Annotated in this window: 17 protein-coding genes; 8 read left to right on the forward strand and 9 right to left on the reverse strand. The window is 70.8% G+C overall.

What is annotated here, in order from left to right; genetic code table 11:
* Positions 1-531: 531 nt before the first annotated feature.
* The 6 genes from ACIGZJ_RS35980 to ACIGZJ_RS36005 form a co-directional block, all read right to left on the reverse strand.
* A complete protein-coding gene (locus ACIGZJ_RS35980; RefSeq protein ID WP_396461235.1) occupies positions 532-1,296 on the reverse strand; it encodes a hypothetical protein in 765 nt (254 codons plus the stop codon).
* 148 nt (positions 1,297-1,444) lie between these two features.
* Positions 1,445-1,975, reverse strand: coding sequence for an ATPase (locus ACIGZJ_RS35985; RefSeq protein WP_396461236.1), 531 nt, complete (start codon positions 1,973-1,975; stop codon positions 1,445-1,447).
* A gap of 41 nt (positions 1,976-2,016) precedes the next feature.
* Complete coding sequence (locus ACIGZJ_RS35990) at positions 2,017-2,541, reverse strand: hypothetical protein (RefSeq protein WP_396461237.1); 525 nt, start codon at positions 2,539-2,541, stop codon at positions 2,017-2,019.
* Positions 2,542-2,543: 2 nt separating this feature from the next.
* Entirely contained in the window at positions 2,544-3,053 is a 510-nt protein-coding gene (locus tag ACIGZJ_RS35995) for a Pycsar system effector family protein (protein ID WP_396461238.1), read from the reverse strand.
* Positions 3,054-3,111: 58 nt separating this feature from the next.
* Positions 3,112-3,738, reverse strand: coding sequence for a hypothetical protein (locus ACIGZJ_RS36000; RefSeq protein ID WP_396461239.1), 627 nt, complete (start codon positions 3,736-3,738; stop codon positions 3,112-3,114).
* A complete protein-coding gene (locus ACIGZJ_RS36005) occupies positions 3,735-4,322 on the reverse strand; it encodes a hypothetical protein (RefSeq protein WP_396461240.1) in 588 nt (195 codons plus the stop codon). Before ACIGZJ_RS36005 ends, ACIGZJ_RS36000 begins: the two co-directional genes overlap by 4 nt.
* Positions 4,323-4,519: 197 nt before the next feature.
* Between ACIGZJ_RS36005 and ACIGZJ_RS36010 the strand changes: the two genes are divergently transcribed.
* Positions 4,520-5,215, forward strand: a complete 696-nt coding sequence (locus tag ACIGZJ_RS36010; protein ID WP_396461241.1) for a hypothetical protein — start codon at positions 4,520-4,522, stop codon at positions 5,213-5,215.
* Between the two features lie 49 nt (positions 5,216-5,264).
* Here the strand turns inward: ACIGZJ_RS36010 and ACIGZJ_RS36015 are convergent, their stop codons facing one another.
* The gene (locus ACIGZJ_RS36015) at positions 5,265-6,593 is read right to left on the reverse strand and encodes a hypothetical protein (RefSeq protein WP_396461242.1); all 1,329 of its coding nucleotides are present in this window, start codon (positions 6,591-6,593) and stop codon (positions 5,265-5,267) included.
* A gap of 797 nt (positions 6,594-7,390) precedes the next feature.
* Between ACIGZJ_RS36015 and ACIGZJ_RS36020 the strand changes: the two genes are divergently transcribed.
* Entirely contained in the window at positions 7,391-7,582 is a 192-nt protein-coding gene (locus ACIGZJ_RS36020; RefSeq protein WP_396461243.1) for a hypothetical protein, read from the forward strand.
* Here ACIGZJ_RS36020 and ACIGZJ_RS36025 read toward each other — a convergent pair.
* Both ACIGZJ_RS36025 and ACIGZJ_RS36030 read right to left on the reverse strand, forming a co-directional pair.
* Complete coding sequence (locus ACIGZJ_RS36025) at positions 7,579-8,130, reverse strand: hypothetical protein (protein ID WP_396461244.1); 552 nt, start codon at positions 8,128-8,130, stop codon at positions 7,579-7,581. The two genes, ACIGZJ_RS36020 and ACIGZJ_RS36025, sit on opposite strands and share 4 nt — an antisense overlap.
* A 15-nt stretch (positions 8,131-8,145) precedes the next feature.
* Complete coding sequence (locus ACIGZJ_RS36030; protein ID WP_396461245.1) at positions 8,146-9,177, reverse strand: NlpC/P60 family protein; 1,032 nt, start codon at positions 9,175-9,177, stop codon at positions 8,146-8,148.
* Between the two features lie 387 nt (positions 9,178-9,564).
* Between ACIGZJ_RS36030 and ACIGZJ_RS36035 the strand changes: the two genes are divergently transcribed.
* The 6 genes from ACIGZJ_RS36035 to ACIGZJ_RS36060 are packed head-to-tail and all read left to right on the forward strand — an operon-like array spanning position 9,565 to position 16,685.
* Positions 9,565-10,392 (forward strand): hypothetical protein, encoded by an 828-nt coding sequence (locus ACIGZJ_RS36035; protein ID WP_396461246.1) that lies wholly within the window; start codon positions 9,565-9,567, stop codon positions 10,390-10,392.
* An 11-nt stretch (positions 10,393-10,403) separates the two neighbouring features.
* On the forward strand, positions 10,404-10,763 hold the full coding sequence (locus ACIGZJ_RS36040) for a hypothetical protein (RefSeq protein WP_396461247.1): 360 nt from the start codon (positions 10,404-10,406) through the stop codon (positions 10,761-10,763).
* Complete coding sequence (locus tag ACIGZJ_RS36045; RefSeq protein ID WP_396461248.1) at positions 10,763-11,527, forward strand: hypothetical protein; 765 nt, start codon at positions 10,763-10,765, stop codon at positions 11,525-11,527. The genes ACIGZJ_RS36040 and ACIGZJ_RS36045 overlap by 1 nt, the downstream gene beginning before the upstream one ends.
* Positions 11,517-13,589 carry a hypothetical protein gene (locus tag ACIGZJ_RS36050; protein WP_396461249.1) on the forward strand — a complete coding sequence of 691 codons (2,073 nt, stop codon included), beginning with the start codon at positions 11,517-11,519 and terminating at the stop codon, positions 13,587-13,589. Before ACIGZJ_RS36045 ends, ACIGZJ_RS36050 begins: the two co-directional genes overlap by 11 nt.
* 1 nt (position 13,590) lies before the next feature.
* Positions 13,591-15,132, forward strand: a complete 1,542-nt coding sequence (locus tag ACIGZJ_RS36055) for an SCO6880 family protein (RefSeq protein ID WP_396461250.1) — start codon at positions 13,591-13,593, stop codon at positions 15,130-15,132.
* Positions 15,129-16,685, forward strand: coding sequence for a type VI secretion protein (locus tag ACIGZJ_RS36060; RefSeq protein WP_396461251.1), 1,557 nt, complete (start codon positions 15,129-15,131; stop codon positions 16,683-16,685). Before ACIGZJ_RS36055 ends, ACIGZJ_RS36060 begins: the two co-directional genes overlap by 4 nt.
* The last annotated feature ends 257 nt before the right edge of the window (positions 16,686-16,942 follow it).

Here is a 16,942-nt window from a genome sequence, read left to right on the forward strand (position 1 = left end):
ACCCGCGCCGGCGCCCGGCCTGGTCTAGCGTGCACCCGCCATGAACGCCCGCCCCCGCCGACCCTGGCCACCCACCGCCAGAACCCACCGCCCGGCGGCATCGGGCCAACCCGAGGCACAACCCGAGGCACCCACCTGCGGCTAACTACCGCACAACCCGTGCCCCTGCACCAGCCTCAGCAACATCGGCCCGGCCATGGCCACGCCAGCCAGTGCGAACACATAGGCAGCACAGCACCAAAGGCAACATGACCAGTTGTCAGCTTGGTTGTACTCGTCCCGAGCATTACCCAAGCCGCCGATCAAGCCCAAGACAATCAGGAGCAAGCCGACCACAAGGAGGGCAACGCGGCCACCGCTGCAACCAGAGGCCAATTCAGTGGCGCTGGGTGCTGTGTGCATGTTGCCCAAGCGTAGGTGTGATGTTGTGGGCGACCCGTGATCGCCGCGCCGCCAAGGACACGGAGGCCTACAAACGGCAGGGCCCGCAGACCGTCACCCGGTCCACGGGCCCCTCCTCGCCGAGCACGCTCACCCCCCGGCCGGGTCGCCCTCCGCCCCCTCGCCCGGCACGGGCCCGTCGGCCGGATCGGGCGCGAACGCCTCATGGCACAACCCGCACAGAACGGCCCCGTCCGACAGGGACTTCGGCGTCAGCTGGAGCGTACGGGGCGGCTCGCACCCGCACAGCACCTTGACCCGCTTGCCCCCGGTCTTCTCGGCCGGCGGCTTCTTCTCCTTCGGCGCGTCGACTCCCCCGGCCGCCCCGCCGGCACCCGCTTCCAGGAACGGCAGCTGCGCCCCGTCGAACCCCTGCACCGCGCGCGCGTACCGCGCCAACGTCGCGTCCGTCACCACGCAGAAGCTGAACCCCAGCACCGGCTGCGCCCGCTTCGGGGGCTCCAGCCCCAGCTCCTTGGCCAGCTCGGCAAACCGCCGGTTGTGCCACCGGTTGCCCTGGGACGACGTGGTCTTGATCCCCCGCCGGGCGCCGACGGCGTGGGCGGCCTCGTGCAACAGGGTCTGCAGCACCTCGCGCCCACCGAGCGCCAACAACTCCCCCGCCACGAAGATCTCCGGCGCCCGACCGCCGGGCTCCACCCACTTGTCCGCCGAGTGGTGCCCGCGCTTCATCCCGGCAGGCTGCCCGCCCCGGCCCTTGCGGCCCGTCAGCCCGCTGCCAGTGATCATCACACAGTCCGGGACCTCTGGGTGGTGCCGCTGGATCTGCGCCCACACCCGCTCCAGCGCGGTGATGATCCGCGTCCCCTCACGGCCCTTCGTCTCTGTCACCATGGCTCCAGCCTAGCGTGCACCTGCTAAGTTGTGCCCCGATTGCTGCGCCCCGCCCGCGTCCTCGGCGGTAGGCTCCGGGACGGGTCGACCCCCCGGCAGTGCCCTTGCCGGGGGGTCGACTGTTACCTGGGGCTGACCTGCTGAGGGGTCAGTACCCGGCCTTGACCAAGGCTCCGGCCGCGTTCTCGGCCAGCACCTGGGCGTCAACGTCGTCCAGGTCCTCGGCCTGGTCCAGCAACTTGGTCAGCACGGGCTCGATGGCGTCGGCGTAGGAGTCGGCCCTGCCCGCCCCCCGCCCGTCCTTGACCACCGGCTTGTCGAGATCGCGGTGCGTCAGCTGGACGTCGAACTGGGCCAGCAGCAGCTGCTGCGCCAGCACCTCGGCCACGGTTGCGGCCCGGTGGCGGCCGCCGGCACAGCCGACGGCGACCCGCAGCACGATGGTCTCCGCCTGCGGACCCATCGCGTAGGACTGGGCCATGGTGACGGCGGCCGCGACAACCTGCAGGATGCCGGGGGTCCCCAGGACCGTGTCCCGCACGGCCTGGTCGCGCGCCGTCATGTTCCGCAGCTCGGGGCTGACGTGGGGGTCCTTGAAGTGGTGGCGGAGGTCGAGCACCACGTGCGCCTCCGGGACGGGCCCGTTCAGGAAACCGAAGCTGACGATCTGCACCTTCATGGAGTTCTTCTCCTCTGCGGCCGCGGCCGCTGTCGTTGGTGCTAAAAGAGGGGGTCTTGCCACGCGCCGCCGGGCTGGCCAGCGATGATGGCCCGCTCGATCGCGGCGTCCACGTCCTCGCCGGAGGCCTGCGCCGCGAGGATCGCGGCCCGGATCGCGCTCGCCCGGCCGGCGGCGCCGCGCTCGTCGTCAAGCGCGTGCCCGGCGATCCGGCTGCGGGACGCGTAGTCCAACACGTTGTCCCGGCGGGTGCCGGCCAACCAGTGCCGGGGGTTGTTGCAGCTCGGGCTGTCACAGCTGTGCCGGATCACCTCGACGGTGGCGACGGACTCGGCCCCGTACTCGATCGCCCAGCCCAGCACGTGCGCGGTGATCGTGAGCGTGGGGCGGCCCTCGACCTTGGACGTCTTGAGCTTGCCGTGCCCGGAGCTGGAGATCGCGCCGATCCAGAAGTGGCAGGCGTCGGTCCCGCGTCGGTGCACCTTGGCCTCGTACCGGAGGCGGAGGCCCTGGTCCGCGACCAGCTCGGCCCACGGCAGGTCGCTGCGGCTGCGCCGTTGGGCCATGCTCAGACCAGACCGGCGAGCAGGGCGCCGCCGAGTAGGACCAGGGCGCCGATCGTGGTGTGGATCGCGTGGCGGATCAAGGCGTGCTTGCGGTGGGCGAGTCGGGCCAGATCCCTGATCCGCTCCGCCCGGTGCTCGGAGGTCGTCTCGGCGGCGACGTCGGCGACCAGCTCCCCCAGCTCCTCGCACTTCGACCAGTACAGGAACGATCCGCGGGCGGTGTCGGGGGGAGCGAGGAAGGGGCGGACGGCGAGCAGGACCAGCAGCAAGGCGACGACCAGGGCGGCGCCGCCGAGTCCCACCAGGACGGTGGCAACGGTGGTCAGTTCGCGTCCCTGGACGGCGGCGGTCAGCACGGCGAGCGGCAGGCCCAGCCCGGTCAGCAGCGTGCCCGACTTCCCGTCCGTGGCCCTGATCTGCTCCGTCACGGAGGTAAGCGCGGCGGCCCACTGGGCGTCGCTGGCCGTCGGTGTCTCCTCGCTGACGACGGCGGTCTGCTGTGCGTTGATCACGTGTTCCTCCTTCTCAGATGGAGGGCGGCCGCGGCCGTTGCGGCCGCCCTGGGGTCCGTCAGTAGGACTCGGTCGGCTCCGGGCTGTCGAGCACCGGGACCTCGGCCAGCCCCCGGCGGTCGAGCGCGTCCCGCAGAGCGGCGCGGACCTGGTCGTCGGTGAGGGGCGGCCCGTTGAACGGGCCGTTGAACGGGAACTCACGGAACGCGTCCACCCACACCTCGGGGTGCTCGGGGTCCTCGGCCATCGCCTCGTCCACGACCAGATCGGCGACCGGCATCAGGTTGGCGGGGAAGTAGGAGCCCAACACGATGAACTCGCACTGTTCGCACTGCCACCACCCGAACTCCGGGGGGTCGGTGGGCCGGTGGGTGCGCCAGACCAGGGCCGGCTCCCAGCAGGAGGGGCACTTGCTCCGCTGGTCGGCGCGGCCGCCTCCGTGGCAGTGCGCGCACGTCCCGGACTGGTCGCCGTGCTGCTCGCGCCAGTTCGCGCCCTCCCGCCCGACCGCCCGCGCAATGGCCTCGGCCAGCTCGGAGGTCAGCTCCATCTCGACTGCGGGCCCCGTACCGGTCCGGACGGTCAGCAGGACCGGCCCGCCAGCCATCGGGAACTCCTCGGCCAGCTCCCGGACCGCGGTGGCCAGCACCTCCGCGGCCGCCTCTGTGCTCTTCGCCGTCGTCACTTCGCTTCCCCCTTCTCCAGCTGGTTGGAGACCAGGAACGCCCCCGCGTACGCGCCGGCTTCCTCCTTGGTCTCGTACGTCACGTCGTCCGGGCTCTCCTCGTACTCGCCGTTCTCGGCGTTGGCCATCCACCACCACCCGCCCAGTTCGCTGTGCCAGCTGACCCGGGCGCTTCCGCCGGCCATCTCGAACTCGCTCGCCTCTAGCGGGGCGGGGATGCCGACCACACCGGGCCACCGCTTGCGGGCGGCCTGTCGGCTGATGCCCCACGCGTCCCCCAGCTGCGGGTAGGTCGCCCCGACTGCGCCGGCGTGGCAGGCGGCCCGGTTCGCCAGCTCCTCAACGGCCGGGCCGATCTCGCGCAGAACCCGTAGACGCGACAGCTGCAGGTCCGGCATGGTCCGCATCGACTCGCGCGTCCGCTCCGGCACCTCGCCGGAGGTCCGACCGAGGCGGACGGAGATCCGCTCCGCCGTGCGCCACGCGACGTCGTCCAAGTCGGCCAGCAGCTGCTGCAGCTGGCCGTCCGTCGGTTCCTGGTATGCCGGGTTGATGGGGGCCCAAAACCCCTCCGCGTTCTCCATGACGACAATGCTAGTTGTCTTCGACAATCTAGGTTGTCGATTCGGCGAAATTGGCGGCGGGAACTTGGGGAGAGGGGGCGCACGGGAACGCCCGTGCGCTGGCCGGATCGTCGCTGACCTGCTGGCGGGCGCCGTACCTGACCGGGTATCAGTAGGGGCGTCAACTGGGCTGGTGGAGAAGATGGAGGTGACGCGGGGTGTCGTGGCGCTACCCCACCCCGGGCAGCCGCAGAGCATGGCGGCAGCGCGAACGCCTCCAGCGTCGGCTGCAGCTGCAGGCGCTGGGACAGGCACCTCCCACGCTGCGGGAACTGGCGCCGGCCGTCGTCGCGCTGGTCCTCGCTCTGGTCGCCGGGGCCTGGTGGCTGCTGTGGTGCTGGCAGCTGCTCGACGGCCTGGGCCTGTTGCTCGGAGGCTCGGCCTACGCGCTCCTCGTCGTCCGGCTGGTGCGCTGGCGTGGGGCCGTCGTCCGGCGGCGCCGGGGCCACTACACCGATGCTGAGGCTGCCTCGCTGACTGACGGCCAGCTGCCGGCGGTCGTGCTCAGCCTGTTGCGCCGGGACGGCTGGCGGGTCATGTCGGCCCCTTACCAGGGCAAGCCCCGGATCGTGGGCACCGACCGCCGGTCCGGACGCGGGATCGACGTGGTCTTCCGCCCCTCGGACTGGGAGGAGGACACCCTGAGCCCGGGGCCGGCGCCGGCTCCGCTGCGGGCCGTCGGCACGACGGGCTATGGCGGGGTGGTTCGCCTGATCGTCTCGCTGGGCACGTACAGCCGCGGCGATGTGCTGTGGGCGTCCCGGCAGGGAGGCCTGCACCTGGTGTCCGGAGACCTGGTCCGCCGCTGGGCAACGGGGGAGCGGGTCCACCAACTCCTCAGCATCACCGGCTGACCCGGCGGAACACCTCGTCCCCCGGGTCAGCCGCTGTCGGACCTCGGCCTCACGCGGCCTTGAGCGCGGCCACCTCGTGCGCGCGTTGGTCGAGCTGGGCAGCGATGCGAAGGCCACGATGCGGCCTGATGCCGGACTGCAGCTCCGCGAAGTGCTCGTCACCGCGAACGCTGCTGATCGCCACGTAGTCGTCCAGGAACGCCTCCCACGTGGAGCACGCGGCCTCGACGTGCCCGTACTCCATCTGCCGTCGGGCGAGCAGGCCGAGCCCGTGGACCCGGCCTTGGCGTTCGTTCGACGGCCGTGCCCTGTTCGACCGCTGAAGGGCGCCGATCGAACCGGGCAGGTCCCCCAGTTCGTAGAGCACGTGGGACACGTGGAACTCGTACGCTGCCCGGTCGTAGCCACCGACTGCGTCGTTGCGCCCCTCCGCGCGCGACAGTGCTGCCTCCGTCTCCTGTAGGCGGGTGAACGCCTGCCTCCTGTCCTTCACCATGGCGGCACCGTGGGCCTGCTGCCCACGGAGGAAGGCGAGCAGTCGGGGACCTGCGGCCGGCGCCGCCTCGGCGGCGGAGTCCGCGAACTCCAGCGACCGGTTCCCGTGGCCAAGGTTCGACGCCTGCAGGGCCATCCCGCGAAGGGTGCGGCAGTAGGTGACGTGGTCCTCGGCGTTCCGGGCCAGTTTCAGCGCTTGGACGTAGTACTGCTGGCCGAGCCCGTGCGCGGTCTCGTACATCGCTGCCCACCCGGTCAGATAGGTCAGATCTGCGGCGGCGGCCAGCAGGCTCTTCTTCGTCTCCTCCGTGCCGGACGCCTTCATCCACGGCCCCACGGAGTTGACCAGGAAGGCGGCCATCATCGGGCGGGCGTGCGCGGCGCCCAGCTCGTCCAGGATGTCGGCAAGGCGGTTGGTCATCGCGGTGACGGTGGACACCTCGCCTTCGCCGATCCTCACCGTTCGGCCGGCGGCGGTTCGCTCGATCCGTTCGGGTCCGTCGCCGAAGACTGGCACGGCCAGTGCTGCCGAGTAGAGGCCGGCGGCGAGGATGCTGCGGCGCGTCGGGTCCATGTCGGCCCTTCCGAGCGCCACCAGATCGGCCACTGAGTCGGCCTCGGTGCCGGTGCCCAGTCCGGTCTCCTCGGACGTCACCGGGCGCCCGAGCCTACGGGCGAAGGCTTCGCAGACCACCGTGACGACTTCGGCACGCGGCCGCGACCCGCTCAGCCACTTGGAGATGCTGGTCTTGTCATAGGTCAGATCCAGCCCGGCCTCCGCGCCGGTTCGGCAGACCGCCCGCGCCAGCTGATCGTTCCCCCAATCCGCCTCACGCATCAGGGCGGCAAGCGCGGTGTTCGGTGTGCTGTTCCGTCGTCCCATCGGGGCTCCAGACGTCGTTCAACCGGTTCAACTCCTAGTCCAGCTTGACCGGTTCTCACTGGCGGTGGAACCGCGTTGACTGAAAGTCAGCCGACCGGGCGCGAGGAACCCGATCCCCCTCGGCACCCGTGGAACCGTGCCCGGTCGGCCGGCGCCCCTGGATCGAACCCCGTCGATCCGGGGGCGCCGTGACTCCGCGCCCCCCGAATCCCCCTGGAGCCTCCCGGATGACGACCGGTCGAAGCGTGCACCCCTGGAACCTCAATGGGCCTGTTGCCCTGGTAGACCCCAATCCGGTCGTCGTGCAGCGGCCGCCGGCGACGGTGTCGGCGGAGAATGCCGCGGGGACCAGAAGCCGGATCCTGCTGGACGAACACCGCAGCAACTACGGACGGTGTGACCGGTGTGAGGAGCGGTGGCCCTGCGCGCTGGTCAGGAACGCGCGGTACGGAGACGCCCGATGACCTCTGCGGACTTCGTGCCCCCCGCCGAGCGTCGACGAGGTCTGTTCATCAGGACATTCCAGGTCGCACCCGACGGCACCCGGTCCAACGACACCGGATGGGTCATTGTGGACTCGACGCCGGACGTGCTGGCCTACCACGCGAACGCCCCCTGGCCCGAGTGCCGGTGCCCGCGGCACCGCCCCGCAGATCGCAGTGACCTGGATCTAGGGACGTCATCCTGACTACTCCGAAACCGCCCCTGACCTGCACCGGGTCAGGGGCGGTTTCACTTTCTCGACCAGAAATGAGGGAGTTAGGACACGGAGCATCCCGAGGGCTGGGCAACTCGTTGTGTCGGCGGAGGAGAGGGAGGACCGGACGGCGGCCCTGCTCGGGGACCTCGCTCTGGTGCCCCCGCTGGAGGACATCGACAACGCCTCGGTGCTGTCCGACCTGCAGCGCGACATCGTATGCGACGCGCTGGGCTGCAGCCCAGACTCCCGCCACCGACGGAAGAACCCGCTGAACGGCCGGGCGTCCTAGGCGCCGCGGCGCGCGGTGCTCGCCGCGACGGCGGCCGCCTCGGCGCTCTTCGCGCCCAGCACGGCGGTCAGCATCGGCATGAGGGCCTGGCCGACGGCGGCCTGCTCGGCCGGGTCGGTGATCAACTGCCACATCCCGTACGCCCGTCGCGCGGTGTCGACGGTGCTCTGGTGGGTCACCCCGGAGGCGGTCGCGTGAAGGCCGGCGGTGTGCAGGTGCCACCGGGCGGCGTCGCCGTGGCGGCCCTGGACGTGGGCGATCCACCCCTGCAGATCGTGGGCGCCGATGGTGTACGGGTGGGTTGTGCCGAGCGCGGCCCCGGCCTCGCTGGCCAGCTCGCGGGCCTCGACGGCGGCCAGCTGCAGGGAGACGAACGTCTGCGGCGACGCGGTGAGCCTGGCGCTCAGCGCGGTCAACCGCTCCCGGTACGCCTCAGGTTCCGCATCGCCCGGGGTCGGAGGCTCCGTGGCTGGTGCCTCGGCGGGCGGTGCCCAGAAGTCCATGCTCACCGTGCCCCACGGCCTCACCAGCTGGTCCTCGTGCAGCATGCTCTTCTCCTCCTGCTAGGACGGGACGACGCGGACAACGTGGGTGATCCTCGTGATCGGCTTGGTTGACTGCCTCCAACTCGCATAGGTGACCAGCCTGGTCTGAACCCCCGTGCGGGGCGCCTCCACGATCAGCCCGTTGCCCACGTACATGCCGACGTGGCCGGGGCGGGTCTCGCTGCCGTCGCTGCCGGCGTTGAAGACCAGGTCCCCCGGGTGCGGGTCGTCCATCGACACTCGCTGTCCGATGTTGACCTGCTCGAACGTCGTACGGGGCAGCGAGATTCCGGCCGCCTGGTAGGCCTGTTGCATCAGGCTGGAGCAGTCACAGCGGTGCTCGGTGTTGTCGCCGAGCGGGGCCGCGCAGTCCCCGCCCCACTGATACCACCCGCCGCGGGCCGCGAGTGCCCACGCGACGGCCGTCCGCACCTGCTGCGGGGTCCCTTCGGGCAGAGTCCAGTCCGCGGGCAGCTGCACAGGGCCGCTGTCCTCCGGCGGTGCGGTGAACTGCTCGACGGTCGCCATGATCTTCTGCACGTAGTCGTACGTCTGACCTGCGGCGAAGCTCCGGGGCGGCACGCCGCGGTACTCATCGACCCTTCCCCACCCCGCGTTGTAGCCGGCCAACGCCAACTCGGTGGGCGACCCGTTGTAGGTCGGGTGCTTCTTCGCCTCCTTGAGCAGGGAGCACATGAACCTCGCCTGCGCGGGGATCGCGTCGGCGGGGTTCCAGACGTCCCCGCCGTTGCCCCAGCTCTTCCACGTGTCCGGGGTGAACTGTGCGATGCCCTGGGCCTGGCCGGAGTTGGCGCGGGGATCGAACCCGCTCTCGGCGTTGAGCTGCGCGGCCAGTACGCCGGCGCTCAGTCCTTCGTCGCAGCTGGCGGCGGCAGTCTGGATGAGTTGGGCGAACTGGGACGGGACGGCGCCGGGTCCGATCCGCAGCACGGTGGAGCTGACCGGCACCACACCGCCGGCCTTCGGCTCGTCCTTGTCGGTCGCCGCCACCAGCAGCACGACACCGATGCCCGCAGCGAGAGGTGTCATGGCAATGCCGGAAATGACCAGCGCCGCAGCCTTTTTGACTTCCACAATCCCCCCGGACTCGCAAACGTCGACTCCCCGGAGGCCGGGGCAGGTCGACCATTCTCACCACGAAGTACGACAGCGGTGGAACCGCGGACTCCGCAGGTAGGCCGAGCGGCCGTGCCGATCCCCCGAAGTGATCGTTAATCGGGATGAACCATTCCTGCAGCCCCCCGGCGAAACCGCTGCTTGACGGCCCCTCAGCAATGTAACCCCTGGGACATGTGTGCGAGGCGTGATTAGACTGCCGCACCGGGTAAGGGGGAGCTTGCCCAGCACATCGGGGGGCGAACTGTGCCAAAACGACCATCTGACCACCTGGCCGAACTGCCCGCTGGAGCCAGGCTGATGGTCCCGGTCCTGGGCTCGGTGGGTGGCAGCGGCCGCTCCACCGTGGCGGCCCTGATCGCGGCGGGTCTGAGCACGGCGGGCTCGTGCGTGGTGCTTGACCTCGCCCACCGCCTCGCCTCGCCCTGGCCATCGGTGGCCGACCCCGGGCAGGGCCTGGTCGCCTTGCCCCCGACGCAGCCACTCACCCCTCGGCAGGTCCGCGCGGCCGCCTCCTCGATGACGACCGGCGGCGCGCACTGGAACGTGCTGACCGACCACCAGCCGTGGGACGCGGCGCCGTTGCCTGTCCCGGACGCCCCCGGTGCCTGGCACCAACTGGCGGCGGCCGGCGGCTGGCAGGTGGTCATCCCGGACACCACCCACCCGGTGGCCCACGACGTGGTGCTGACCCGGAGCAGGGGCGGCGCCTCGCTGACCTCGGCGTGGTACGGCCTGCCGTACACCGTGCCCGTGCTCGCCGCTGCGACGACCGCGACCGGGATGCGGGCCCTGCAGACCACGCTGCAGGTGCTCGACTCCGCCGGTCTGCCGCTGGGCCGGACGGTGGTCGCCCTGGTCTCGACCGGCGACGGCCGGACGCCTGCAGCGGTGCGGGCCGGCGCGACCATGCTCGAACCGCGGGTGGGCGCGCTCGTCCGTGTCGGCTACGACCCGGAGGTCCGGGCGACCGGGCTGTCCGGCGCCTTCTCCTCCCGCTCCCTGGACTCCGCGGCCGCGCTCGGCCGGGCCGTCCTCGCCTGCGCACACAAGGAATGGGGGGAACCGCTGCCGGCCGCCCTCGTTCCTGCTCCACTCCCTGCTGCCGTTCCGGCGGCCCGCTCCTGAAAGGCGATTCCGTGAGCCAGCTCCTGGACTTCCTCCACACCGCACTGACCGACGGCCACCACCACATCCTCGCGGAGGACCCGACGCCCAAGGGGCCGATCGACAACCCGATCCCCACCTACAAGCCATCCGTCCCGGACGCGGTGAAGACTCCCACGGCGACGGTGCTCGGCTGGGTGGCCGGCGTCGGCCTGGCGCTGTGCGTCCTCGGCCACCTCGGCGGGTGGGGAGCGATCGGAGTGGGGCACAACACGGAGAACGCCCGGCTGGCGGCCCGCGGCAAGCAAGCGGTGATCTGGTCCCTGATCGCGGCGGTCGGCTTCGGCGTCGGCGGCAGCCTCGTCTTCGCCTTCTACTCGATGGCGTCCTGATGGAGCCGACCAAGGCCCGTCGGGCCCAACTCCGGCTCGCCGCCGTCGGCCTGGTGACGGCGGCCGCGGTGGCCGGGGGGACCGTGTTCCTGATGCACGGCTTCTCCGACGACCACCCGGCGGCGCCGCCGGCACCGACCGCAACCGCGACCCTGCCCAGCACCGGGCCCACGCCGAGCAAGCCCCCGTCGACCATGACCCCGGAGAAGGGGAAACCGGTGAAGCTGAACAAGCCCACCGGCCAACGCGACGGCGCCAGCATCGGGTTCCCCCGCAACGGATACGGCCCGCTCTCCGCGGCGGTCTACCACCTGGAGGAGCTGAGCATGCTGGACGACAGCATGGTGCGGCGCCAGCTAACGGCCATCACCGCAAAGGGCAGCGAAGACAGCATCGACACGGCCGTGAGCGACGTCCGCAAGCTGCGCGAACAGCTCGGCCTGCCCCCCTCCGGCGGCACGCCGGCCGGGCTGACGATCACCACCAACGTGGACGCGGCACAGGCCTGGGCGCTGACGGACGACGGATCCGTGGTGCAGGTGTCGATGCACTACAGCCGTACCGCGACCCTGCCCAAGGGGGGCCCCGACGACAGCCCGCTGAAGAACCAGATGGCCGACGTGATCGTGAAGTGGGAAGACGGTGACTGGAAGATCACGACCGAGCCGCAGTACGTCGCGAAGAAGACCACCCCGCTGCCCTACAAACCTGACTCGACGGCGTCCTGGAAGGACGGATGGCAGATGGTGGTCCATGCCGAGTAGCCGCAGACTCCTCCACCTGCTGACCCTCCTGCTCGCCGTGCTGATGTCCGTGGGAACGGTGACCGTTCCTACGGCGATAGCCGCCCCAACGGCGGTGACGGACGACCCGGACGCGAAGTACCACGCCCCCAACGGCCCTCCGAATAAGCCCGACCCTACGTGGTTCTCACAGTGGAACGACCGCAGCCCAGACGCCCTGGGTATCGACCCCGATAAGCACTGGTGCATGCTGCCGGAGGCCAATAACTGCACCCTCTACAAAAAGCCCGAAATTCACGACGAATGCGAAGAATACAACCGCAAATGCGATGACCCGAAACTCACGGAAGAACGCAAACAGCGGGAACTCGCCAACCTGGCGGACTGGGAGAACGCGACAGACCATAACGCGTACGGCTACAAAGAGGCTGACGCGGCCATCCGAAAGTGCATCGAAGGTGGCCAGAATTTCCATGACTGCCAGCAGCTGAGCGCCCAATTGATGGTCCCGCCAACCAACGGACCGCTGCAATGGCTCGCCGGAAAAGTCAGCAAACTAGCCTCGGACGCACTCAAAGAAGCGGCTGCAACAATCGGCGACGGCGTCGTCTGGCTCCTGAAACAGTTCGCCGAAGAATTCAACAAGGCCAGCACAATCGATCTGAGCAAGGCGGGGATCGGACAGATCGCCGGAATCATGACGGTGCTGTCCGTCATCGTCGCTCTCTTCCTACTGTTCCTGCAGATGGGGAAGGCCGGCATCAGCCAGCAGGGCGGGCCGATCGGGGTCGCCGTGGCCGGTCTCGGAAAATGGGTGCTCGGCCTGTGTGTCTACGGTCTGGCCACTCAGGCAGCGCTGATGTGGGTGGACCAGGTCAGTATCTGGATCGTCAATTACACATTCGCCGGGGGCGGTTCCGGGGCGGACGACGCAACGAAAGCCATGAAGACTCAGCTCGGCACGCTCTTTTCCGCCCTGGTCGCCGGGGGCGGAAGCGGCGCGACCGGAGGTGCCGCGCTGGTCGCGGAAGGCGGTGTCCTTTCTCAGGCTGTTGGTGTCGTGATCGTCGTCGGTATCCTGTGCATTATCGCCGTCGGCGCATTGTGGCTGGAGACCCTGGTCCGGCAGGCCGGAATCATGATCCTGGTCGCCACCATGCCAATCAGCCTCGCCGGGCAGCTCTCCGACGGCACTCGCGAATGGTGGACCAAGGCCAGAAACGCGCTGATCTCGCTGATCCTCATGAAGTTGGCGATTGTGACGTGTTTCGCCATCGGATTCTCCGCATTGGCCCGGGGAGACGGAATCATGAATGTCCTCGCGGGTCTGCTGATGTTCATCCTCGCCTGCTTCGCCTGGCCCGTCCTCGCGCGGTTCCTCACCTTCACCAGCGCCGGCGGAGGTAACGGGGCGGCCGGAGGCCTGCTCGGTCTCCTCGGCTCCAGCGCCGGCGCGGCCATCGGCGGCTATGCGGGCTCGGTCTCCGGGGCGGGCGCCGTCGGTGCCGGCCCCGGGTTCGCCCGGGCCGTCGAATCGGACACCGCTGCCACCACCTCGTCGTCGGCCGGAGGTGGCCGCGGGGGCTTCTGGAAGAGCGCCGGGAAGGTGGTCGGAGGCGCCGGAACCGCCGTCGGCCTGGGCCTGCAGGCTGCCTCCGCCGGCCTGGGCGCGCTGGAGGGTGCGACCGCCAACGCGGCCGCGCACGCCGGACTCGGCCCCGCCCAGCACAGCGGCGGCGCTGTCGTCGGCCCCCGCCGTGCCGGAAACTCCTCGCAGCCGAACAAGCCGTCTGCCGCAGACAAGAACTCCGGCACGGACGGCGGTTCCGGCTCCGGAGGCCCCAACTCGTCCGGCGGGCCCGACGGCGGGGCGACCGCGCCGCGGGAAACAACACCTCCCGCTCAGCCCGCGACGACGGAGCGCGAGTCGACACCGACGCAGTCGATGCCGGCCCCGACACGGCTGATGCCCACCCCGACGCACGACACCCCGACACAGCCGATGCCGGCCCCGACACAGCCGATGCCGCAGACCGGGCCGGTCCGCCCGCGGCCAGCACCTCCGACCAACTCCGGGAGCTGACATGACAACAGTGGTGATGCCCCCGGCCGAACCTGACACGTTCACCGGGTGGCAGTCCGAAAGGGCCGGGTTCATCGGGAATCTGTCCGGCGCCGGCTTCGTGCTCGTCGCGCTGGCCTGCGTCGTCTCGCTCGTCCCCATCACCCGGCACAGCTGGTCGGCCGCCGTGGTGGCGCTGCCGGTGGCGGCTCTCCTGCTCCTGCTCGCCTACGGCCGGGTGATGGGGCTCAGCGCTCAGGAATGGATCGTCCTAGCAGTAAGGCATCAGATCGCCGTGGCAACGAAGAGGAACACCTTCATCTCCGGCGCGTTCGCGCCTTCGACCGCCGACGGCCGTCAGCCGATGGACCTGCCCGGCACGCTCGCCCGGCTTCGAATTCTCGACGCCCCCGACGGCCTGGGCGGGCAGGTGGGCATCGCCCATGACCCCGTGGACGGGACGTACACCCTGGTCGCGAGGATCAGCTACAGCGGCCTCGGCCTGGTCGACACCGAACGCGCCAACAACCGGGTGCGGGCCTGGGGCGCCTTCCTCCGCAGCCACTGCAAAGAGGACAGCTCGATCATCCGCCTGCAGATCCACCAGCGCAGCCTGCCCGACGACGGGGCCGCGCTGCGGGAGTGGACCGAGCGGCACATCTCCCCGGACGCCCCGGCCGCGGCGGTGCAGACACTCGCGGACCTGATGTCGGTCGCCGGGCCGGCCGCGACGGTGCGGGAGACCTACCTGTCCATCACCCTCTCCTCCTCCCGGGCCCGGATGGCGATCCGGTCCGCCGGCGGAGGGCAGGTCGGTGCGGCCGCGGTGCTGATGCGGGAATGGCACGCCATGGGCTCCTCGATCGCATCGGCCGGGCTACAGGTGACCGAACTGCTCACCCCGCGCACGCTCGCCGGGGTCATCCGCACCGCGTACGACCCGGACGCCCAGCTGATGCTCGCGGCCCGCGCGGCGGCCGCCAGCAGGCCCGGGTGGAAGGGCACCCCCGCCGGGGTCGACCCCGCCCTGGCCGGGCCCTCGGCGGCGGAGACGTCGTGGACCCGCTACCGGCACGACGGGGCGTGGACCGTCACCTACAAGGTGCACGGTCTGCCCAAGTCGGAGGTGTACGCCACGTTCCTTCAGCCGCTGCTGCGGCCGCGGACCAACGCGCGCCGCAGCCTCAGCCTGGTCTACGAGCCGATCGCCCCGGCCCGGGCCCGCCGCGAACTGGCCCGGGAGAAGACCCGTCGGCAGGCCACGCGGACACTGCGGCGGAAGGCCGGCCGGGACGAGTCGGAGGACCAGCTGCTGGAAGCGCAGACGGCGCACGCCCAGGACGTCGCCCGGGCCCAGGGGCAAGGCGTCGTCCGCACGATCGCGCTGATCAGCGTCACGGTCACCGACCTGGACCAGCTCGAATCCGCCTGCGCAGACCTGCAGGCGGACGCCTCGGAGGCGGGCCTGGACATCAAGCGCTCGTGGGGAACGCAGGACGACGCGTTCGCGGCCGGCGCGCTGCCGCTCGGCCGGGGCCTGCCGAACCTGAGGATGCCGCTGTGATCGGCCGGTGGCGCCGCGGCGGCGGCGACACGACGCTGGCGGCCTCCGCGCTCTCCGACATCCTCCGGCAGCAGGGCGACGTCGACCTGCCCGCACAGCGTCAGCCCTCCGCCCGCGAACTGCGGCGGGCCCAGCTGCTGGAGGACCCGGAGGACGCGATGCGGGTAGCGCCCGGACTCGGCTGGGGCGGCCCGTTCGCCGGCCGATCCGCCGCGCGGGTCCGGCCGGAGGTCTTCCGCGCCGACACCGGGAGGGCGAGCGGGCTCTACCCCTTCCTCTACGCCGCGCCGGCACCGCCGGTCGGCGCCTACATCGGGTGGAACACCCTGACGTCGGAGACGTTCTCCGCGCACCCGGCGGAGTGGGTGCGCGCGGGCCTGGTCACCAACCCCAACGTGATGGTGACCGGGATCCCGGGCGCCGGGAAATCGGCGCACATCAAGGCCTTGTGCCTGCGGCTCGCCGCCTTCGGGCACCGCAGCTTGATCGCGGGCGACGTGAAGGGGGAGTACAGCGCGCTCGCGCGGCACCTCGGCGTCGAACCGGTGCGGATCGGCCTTGGGCAGGTCGGCCGGCTGAACCCGCTGGACGCCGGACCGCTCGGCCAAGACCTGGCGTTGCTGAAGGATCCGCTGGAGCTGAAGGCCCGGCTGGTGGAGATCCACCGGCGCCGCCTCACCCTGGTGACGGCCCTCTTGGAGCTGCAGCTGCGTCGGCCGCTGCTGCCGCAGGAAGGGGAGGCGCTGAGCGTCGCCCTCCGGGAGGTCACCGGGGAACTGGCCGGCGCCAGCGAGACACGGCTGGCGGAACCGACCCTGCCCATGATCTACCACGTCCTGCGCGACCCGACCGAGCGCATGGCCCGCGAACTGCGGGTCCGCGACGGCGACGTGCAGACCACCCGGGAGAACGTGGCACCTCTGCGCGGGGCGCTCGCGGCCCTGGTCGACGGGCACCTGGGCGGCCTCTTCGACCAGCCCACCAGCATCGCGCTCGACTGGGACGCTCCCATGCAGGTGGTCGACATCTCCGCGCTGAGCGGGTCCGGCGACGAAGTGGTGGCCATGGTGCTGACCTGCGTCTCGTCCTGGGCCCAGTCGGCCATCGACCGGCCGGGCTCCCGGCCCTGGATCGTCGTACGGGATGAGCTGTGGCGGCAGATGCGGAGCGGTGGCGCCGCCATGGTGCGCAAGGTGGACGAAGACCTTCGGTTGTCCCGGGCGACGGGCACGATTCAGATCCTCGCGACTCACAGGCTGTCGGACTTCGAGTCGGTGGGGGCTGAGGGTTCGGAGGCCTCGGCGATCGCCCGGGACCTGATCGCCAGCTGCGAGACGCGGATCCAGCTGGCTCAGGACACCCGGCCTCTCCGGATGACCAGGGAGGCGATCGGGCTGACGGACTCGGAGGCGGACCTGATCGGGTCGTGGGGCGCCGGCCAGCGTGGCCGTGCGCTCTGGAAGGTCGGCAGGTCGGGGTCCTACGCGGTGCAACTGATCCTGAGCCAGTTGGAGCGGCAAATCTTCGAGACGGACGAGAGGATGGCCAGCTAAAGAGCAAGCTGAACGTTCGTTCGGGGCTAATCGTCCCCGGCTTCGCCGGGGGCTGTCACAAACTTCGGGGCCCGATCCGGCCCCGAGAACAAGCCGAGCTTGTCCACGAGAGATAGCCGGATCGGGCCCCGAAGTGCGGATAAGGACCCTGCGGGGCTGTTCTCTTGAAGCTTGCACCCGGCTCTGTTCCGTAGTGGGGAGAGGGTTTCCGCCTCCTTCGGGTGCCCAGAGCCGGGTGCAAGCGAGACCCCCCTAGT

The sequence above is a fragment of the Kitasatospora sp. NPDC052868 genome, assembly GCF_044547105.1.
GTDB lineage: Bacteria > Actinomycetota > Actinomycetes > Streptomycetales > Streptomycetaceae > Kitasatospora.

Bases quoted from the DNA above. Each gene is read 5' to 3' on its own strand.
- ACIGZJ_RS36015 (WP_396461242.1), bottom strand. From the start codon at position 6,593: ATGGGACGACGGAACAGCACACCGAACACCGCGCTTGCCGCCCTGATG.
- ACIGZJ_RS35985 (WP_396461236.1), bottom strand. From the start codon at position 1,975: ATGAAGGTGCAGATCGTCAGCTTCGGTTTCCTGAACGGGCCCGTCCCG.
- ACIGZJ_RS35980 (WP_396461235.1), bottom strand. From the start codon at position 1,296: ATGGTGACAGAGACGAAGGGCCGTGAGGGGACGCGGATCATCACCGCG.
- ACIGZJ_RS35990 (WP_396461237.1), bottom strand. From the start codon at position 2,541: ATGGCCCAACGGCGCAGCCGCAGCGACCTGCCGTGGGCCGAGCTGGTC.
- ACIGZJ_RS36050 (WP_396461249.1), top strand. From the start codon at position 11,517: ATGCCGAGTAGCCGCAGACTCCTCCACCTGCTGACCCTCCTGCTCGCC.
- ACIGZJ_RS36030 (WP_396461245.1), bottom strand. From the start codon at position 9,177: ATGACACCTCTCGCTGCGGGCATCGGTGTCGTGCTGCTGGTGGCGGCG.
- ACIGZJ_RS36055 (WP_396461250.1), top strand. From the start codon at position 13,591: ATGACAACAGTGGTGATGCCCCCGGCCGAACCTGACACGTTCACCGGG.
- ACIGZJ_RS36035 (WP_396461246.1), top strand. From the start codon at position 9,565: ATGGTCCCGGTCCTGGGCTCGGTGGGTGGCAGCGGCCGCTCCACCGTG.
- ACIGZJ_RS36005 (WP_396461240.1), bottom strand. From the start codon at position 4,322: ATGGAGAACGCGGAGGGGTTTTGGGCCCCCATCAACCCGGCATACCAG.
- ACIGZJ_RS36025 (WP_396461244.1), bottom strand. From the start codon at position 8,130: ATGCTGCACGAGGACCAGCTGGTGAGGCCGTGGGGCACGGTGAGCATG.
- ACIGZJ_RS36045 (WP_396461248.1), top strand. From the start codon at position 10,763: ATGGAGCCGACCAAGGCCCGTCGGGCCCAACTCCGGCTCGCCGCCGTC.